The sequence below is a fragment of the uncultured Rikenella sp. genome, assembly GCF_910579375.1.
Classification (GTDB): domain Bacteria; phylum Bacteroidota; class Bacteroidia; order Bacteroidales; family Rikenellaceae; genus Rikenella.
In genome coordinates, this window is record NZ_CAJTUJ010000130.1 from 1 (window position 1) to 5,185 (window position 5,185).

The following is a 5,185-nucleotide window of genomic DNA, read 5'->3' on the forward strand; positions in this document are numbered from 1 at the left end:
GCCTGCGCGATTCATCTATATTCGGCTACCGCCGAAATAGTTGAATCGCTTCTTTTGGCGTGGCGCGCGTCAAGCTCTGTGCCGGACAGAACCGTTCCTTTTGTGAACAAAAGGAACCGAAAAAACTTTAGAGCGCATCCCTACGGGATGCTCTGGCCGGGTCTGACCGCCTGCGCAAAGCCTCGGCCCAACCCTTCGCTCGCGCGCCTACCCCACCCCGCCGTTCTTCCGTTGCACAAGCGCGGCCACCGGGGCACAAAAACGGTCGATATCGCCTGCCCCCGCTGTCACCAGCACGCCCCCGGTTGCCAACGCCGCTACCTCTTCCAGAAGTTGTTCCTTGGAAATCAACCTCTTCCGAGGCGTCGTGATCCCGTCCAAAATCATCTCCGACGCCACACCCGGAATCGGCAGCTCCCGAGCCGGATAGATCGGCAACAGCCACACCCGATCCGCCAAACTCAATGCCTCGGCGAACTCCGGCGCAAAATCGCGCGTCCGGGTGTAAAGATGAGGCTGGAAAATCACCGTCAGCTCCCGCTCCGGAAACATCTTCCGCACCGAAGACAACATCGCCCGCAGCTCCGCCGGATGGTGGGCATAATCGTCCATATAGATCGTCCCGCCCGCCACCGACGGATCATTGACCCAGAAATCGAACCGCCGCTGCACCCCCCGGAAAGTCGCAATCGCCTCGCGCATCCGCTCGTCCGAGACAAAACCCTCGCTCCACACCAACGCCGCCGCCGCCACACAGTTTTTGACATTCACCAAACCCGGAATCCCCAGCCGACAACGCTCGATCCGCCGATCCGGAAAGACCAAATCGAACGTATAGTATCCCCCCCCGTCGACACGAAGATTTTCGGCATGAAAATCCGCCCCGGAATCCGTCACATGGTACGTGTACCGCCGGATATCGGCCTGTTCCAAAGGCAACTCAATCCCCTTTTTGAGAATAAGCGTTCCGCCCGGCGTGATCTGTCCGGCGAACTGCGCAAAAGCCTCGCGCACCGCCTCATAAGTGCCGTAAATATCCAGATGATCAGGATCGACCGACGTGATAACAGCCGCCTGCGGATGGAGTTGCAGAAACGAGCGGTCGAATTCGTCGGCCTCGACCGCCATCCGCAACCCGGCGCCGAGCACCAGATTCGAGTCGAAATTCTTCGACAGGCCGCCCAAAAAAGCCGATCCCTCGCCCGCCGCCACCGCATTGAAGTGGGCCACCATCGTCGTAGTCGTGGTCTTACCGTGCGTCCCCGCCACCGCCATCACCCGCCGCCCCTCGCCCAGCAGGCCGAGCATCTGCGACCGTTTGAGCACTTCGAACCCCTGCGTCCTGAACCAGCACAGTTCGGCATGGTCGACCGGCACGGCTGGGGTATAAATCACCCGTGTCTTCAGCGGATCCCTGAACGCCTCCGGAATCCGGTCGACCGAATCCTCGTAGTGCACGGCGATCCCCTCCGCCTCAAGAGCCGCCGTGAGCGGCGACGGCGTCCGGTCGTAACCCGCCACGAGCCACCCCGCATGCCTGAAATAACGGGCCAGCGCGCTCATCCCGATGCCGCCGATCCCGACAAAATAGATGCTATTTTTCGTTTCGTTCATTTGCTATATCGATCACTGTCTTAGCCACTTCGGCAGCCGCTCCGGGACGCCCCAGCCGACGCAGATTAGCCACCCGTTCCGCACACCGACCGGCATCGGCCAGCAGCTCCAAAGCCAACGGCACGGCCTCCGCCTCGGCCTCCGCGTCGGCCACCATCCAGGCTGCCTCTTTCGAAACCAACGCCCGCGCATTTTTGGTCTGGTGATCCTCGGCCACATTCGGCGAGGGGACGAAAATCGTCGGACGCCCGACGAGTTCGAGCTCCGACACCGTCCCGGCTCCGGCCCGCGCCACCACCACGTCGGCCAAGGCATAGGCCAGATCCATCCGCTCGATGAAAGCCCCCCGCCACACATTCGCCGGCAATCCGCCCTCACGCGCGGCAATGGCGGCTGCAATCTGCGGTTCATAATACTTTCCGTTCTGCCAGATCACCTGTACATCGTTCGAATGCGCTGCAAACGTGTCCAGCCCCTTCAGCATGCACTGATTCAGCGTCCGAGTCCCGAGACTACCCCCCACCACGAGCAAGGTCTTCCGCCCCGAGTCGACCGGAAAGCCGAAGTATTCAGCCGCTTCGGCCCGCACCTCCGCGGAAGGCTCCGCCACGGCCGAAAAGCGGTCGCGCAAAGGGTTGCCGGTAAACCGCAGTTTCGCTGCCGGGAAAAATCGTTCCATCCCCTCATAAGCCACACACACGGCCTTGGCCCGCTTCGCGAGCAGCCGGTTGGTCAACCCCGCATAGGAGTTCTGCTCCTGAATCACGGTCGGAATCCCCCTCCGCTGAGCCGCCCACAGCACCGGCCCGCTGGCATACCCGCCGAAGCCGACGGCCACATCGGGTCGAAACTCCCGGATGATCCGCCGCGCCCGGCCGAGACTCCGCATCACCTTGAACGGCAGTTCCAAATTGGCGCGCGAGAGCAACGGCCGCCGTTGCAATCCCGCCACAGGCAACCCGACGATCTCGTACCCCGCTTTCGGCACCCGCTCCATCTCCATCTTCCCCTCGGCCCCCACGAAAAGCATCTCGACGCCTTCCTCGCCAAGCTTCGCCCGAAGGGCATCGGCCACGGCCACGGCCGGATAGATGTGTCCGCCGGTTCCTCCCGCGCTGATAATCACGCGTAACGGTCTGTTATTCATCGTCATCGTCCATTAAATCGATAATCTCGCGACGTCCGTCAACGGAGCGGTCGTCCCAATCGTTCCCGTCGCCCCGGTCGACGAGCACCAAATCGTCCTCCTCGTCCTCGCTGTCGAAAACGGAGGCCGCCGGGTGTGCATCCGCCTGTCGCCGCCGCCCCAAGACGAGCGGCCGCTTGGGCGCCGCAACGGTTTCGGGTTCCGCCTCTTCGTCGTCCGGATCGCCGCCGGCGGCAAGAATCGCCTCTCTCCGCAGCCGGGCTTCGTTCTCCTGCTGTTCCCGTTCGCTTTCGCGGCTTACGCCGAGGATCATACCCATCGCCACACAGGTGAAAAAAACGGACGATCCCCCGAGGCTGATCAAGGGCAGGGGCTGGCCGGTCACGGGCATCAAGCCGACCGAAACGGCCATGTTCACGAAGGCCTGCATGGTGACGATCAGGCTCAGACCGAGCACCATCAACCCCTGAGACGGCCGGCTGCACCGCCGCACGATCAGCCCGGCGCGGTAAAATATCCAAAGGTACAAAACAAAGACGATGATTCCGCCGACGATGCCGTACTCTTCAACGATGAAGGCATAGGCGAAGTCGGAGTACGGGTGGGGCAGCTGCGAGCGCTGGGTACTGTTCCCGGGCCCTTTGCCGAAGACGCCGCCGGAGGCGATGGCGATCTCGGCCTGTTCGATCTGATAGCGATCCTGGCTGACTTGTTTGGTGTCGGCGACGGTCTCGCCGGGGGCTATGAACTGGGTCAGGCGGTTGGCCCAGGTCTCGGCCCGGCCGACGCCGGCCAGATACATGGTGCCGATCAAGAGGCCGCCGACTACTATGGCAAAGAGGGTCAGCCGGTTGAGTTCGCTCTGCCGCACACGACCGATCATCAGCATAATCATACAGGTCACCCACAAGATGGCGGCGGTGGAGAAGTTGGAGGGCAGAACGACCAGGGTGGCGACCACGATGGGCAGGATCAGAGGCCGGGTGGTTTTATACCAGATATCGAAGCTGCGTTGAGGATTTCGGCCCCACCCGCCGGGTGTCAATGGGGGCAAAATAGGGATTTGTGCGATCACGCGTTGCCGAATCCCGAGTTGCTGGGCGACGACCAGCACCAAGGTCACTTTAAGCAGTTCCGATGGCTGGAAGGTGAAGCCGAGAAAGGGAATTCGCAGCCAGCGGGCGGCTTCGTTGAAGGAGACGCCGATCACATAAGCGAGCATGACGAGGATGACGCTGAGACGAAAGAGGGCTCTGGCGTAGCGGGCGTAGTATTTGTAGTCGATCCAGTGCACGACGATGATGACGAAGAAGCCGATCATGATGAATCGCGCCTGGCGAAAGAGGTAGTAGGAGGTGTTTCCGTCAACTTCGCGGTAGGCCATGGCGGCGGTGGCGGAGTAGACGACGAGGAGGGATACGAGAAAAAGCGATGCGACGATAATCCACAAGGGTTTATCGCCCCGAAAGAGAAGGAGTCTTCTTTTCTTCGCCATGTCACAAAGCTACTGAATTTCCGGGAGATTCGCGCGGCTTTCGATCTCCTTTTGGGTGGGGAGGATGGATTTAGCGGCCCCGGGCTACCGCAGCTACGCTTCGGGCGCGCTGAGCGGCGTCGGCGGCGAGGGGACGGTCTGGTCGGCGTCGGTGCCCGACGGCAGCACGGGCGCTTGGCGTTTGTTGTTCAGTGCGACGATCATGGATCCTTCGAGTGCGTACACTCGCGGCAACGGTTTTCAGTTGCGTTGCCTCTCGGAATAAACGGAACAGAAGAGCTTTCGACGGAACCGATTGGGGACTTAGAACCCGGGCTTATATTCGTTTTCCTATTTTGATTCTGCGGTTTGCGTGCCGTGCGGCACGCGAAGACTGACCGGTACGTACAACTCCAATGCGGTCGGACGCTCGGGAGGTACTGCTATGGGGTAGAGGCAGCCAGTAAAAGATGTTGTACGTCCCTCGCGTAGGCCAGTGTCCGGCCCACACGACCCTACGGATCGCAGGAACAACGCCTTTTTCTGGCGGGTTCAGGCCGCGCGCTCCGGGGGTGGCGCAGGCCCGGCGGACCCTGTGGGTCGCAAAAGCACTCCCCATTCAACCACCCCAATTCTGCGAGGTTCGTCCTCGGCGCGCCCCCACGCGCCACTATTGCATCGCTGCGCCCGAGAACGGCGATTCCGTAAGGAATCGCGCTACTCGCTCTCAGGTCTTAGCTGTTCGCCGCCAGCGGTGAGTGCAACGAGCTCCGACGAGTTGCAGCCCGCCGCCGGGGGTGGCGGCGAACTGCGCGGCTCAAAGAGCCGCAAGAGCAACAACCCATTCACCTCCCCAATTCTGTCGGGTTCGGGCTTCGGCGTCCGGCCCGGGCATCGAAGATGCCCCGCCGCAAGCCCGGCGGTTCTACGAGCCGCAAAAGCACGTCCAA

Annotated in this window: 4 protein-coding genes; 1 reads left to right on the plus strand and 3 read right to left on the minus strand. The window is 61.8% G+C overall.

Annotation, left to right across the window (positions count from 1 at the left end):
• Positions 1–207 precede the first annotated feature (207 nt).
• Genes murC through QZ302_RS08435 form a run of 3 tightly spaced genes read right to left on the minus strand, consistent with a single transcriptional unit; the run spans position 208 to position 4,256 of the window.
• Entirely contained in the window at positions 208–1,614 is a 1,407-nt protein-coding gene (murC, locus tag QZ302_RS08425; protein WP_294594428.1) for a UDP-N-acetylmuramate--L-alanine ligase, read from the minus strand.
• Entirely contained in the window at positions 1,595–2,761 is a 1,167-nt protein-coding gene (gene murG, locus QZ302_RS08430) for an undecaprenyldiphospho-muramoylpentapeptide beta-N-acetylglucosaminyltransferase (RefSeq protein ID WP_294594429.1), read from the minus strand. Before murG ends, murC begins: the two co-directional genes overlap by 20 nt.
• The gene (locus QZ302_RS08435; protein ID WP_294594432.1) at positions 2,754–4,256 is read right to left on the minus strand and encodes an FtsW/RodA/SpoVE family cell cycle protein; all 1,503 of its coding nucleotides are present in this window, start codon (positions 4,254–4,256) and stop codon (positions 2,754–2,756) included. Before QZ302_RS08435 ends, murG begins: the two co-directional genes overlap by 8 nt.
• Positions 4,257–4,320: 64 nt before the next feature.
• Between QZ302_RS08435 and QZ302_RS08440 the strand changes: the two genes are divergently transcribed.
• Positions 4,321–4,521, plus strand: coding sequence for a hypothetical protein (locus QZ302_RS08440; RefSeq protein WP_294594434.1), 201 nt, complete (start codon positions 4,321–4,323; stop codon positions 4,519–4,521).
• Positions 4,522–5,185: the final 664 nt, after the last annotated feature.

What these genes read in the sequence shown, in the direction of transcription:
- murC (WP_294594428.1), bottom strand. Translation starts at nt 1,614, where the DNA reads ATGAACGAAACGAAAAATAGCATCTATTTTGTCGGGATCGGCGGCATC.
- murG (WP_294594429.1), bottom strand. Translation starts at nt 2,761, where the DNA reads ATGAATAACAGACCGTTACGCGTGATTATCAGCGCGGGAGGAACCGGC.
- QZ302_RS08435 (WP_294594432.1), bottom strand. Translation starts at nt 4,256, where the DNA reads ATGGCGAAGAAAAGAAGACTCCTTCTCTTTCGGGGCGATAAACCCTTG.
- QZ302_RS08440 (WP_294594434.1), top strand. Translation starts at nt 4,321, where the DNA reads ATGGATTTAGCGGCCCCGGGCTACCGCAGCTACGCTTCGGGCGCGCTG.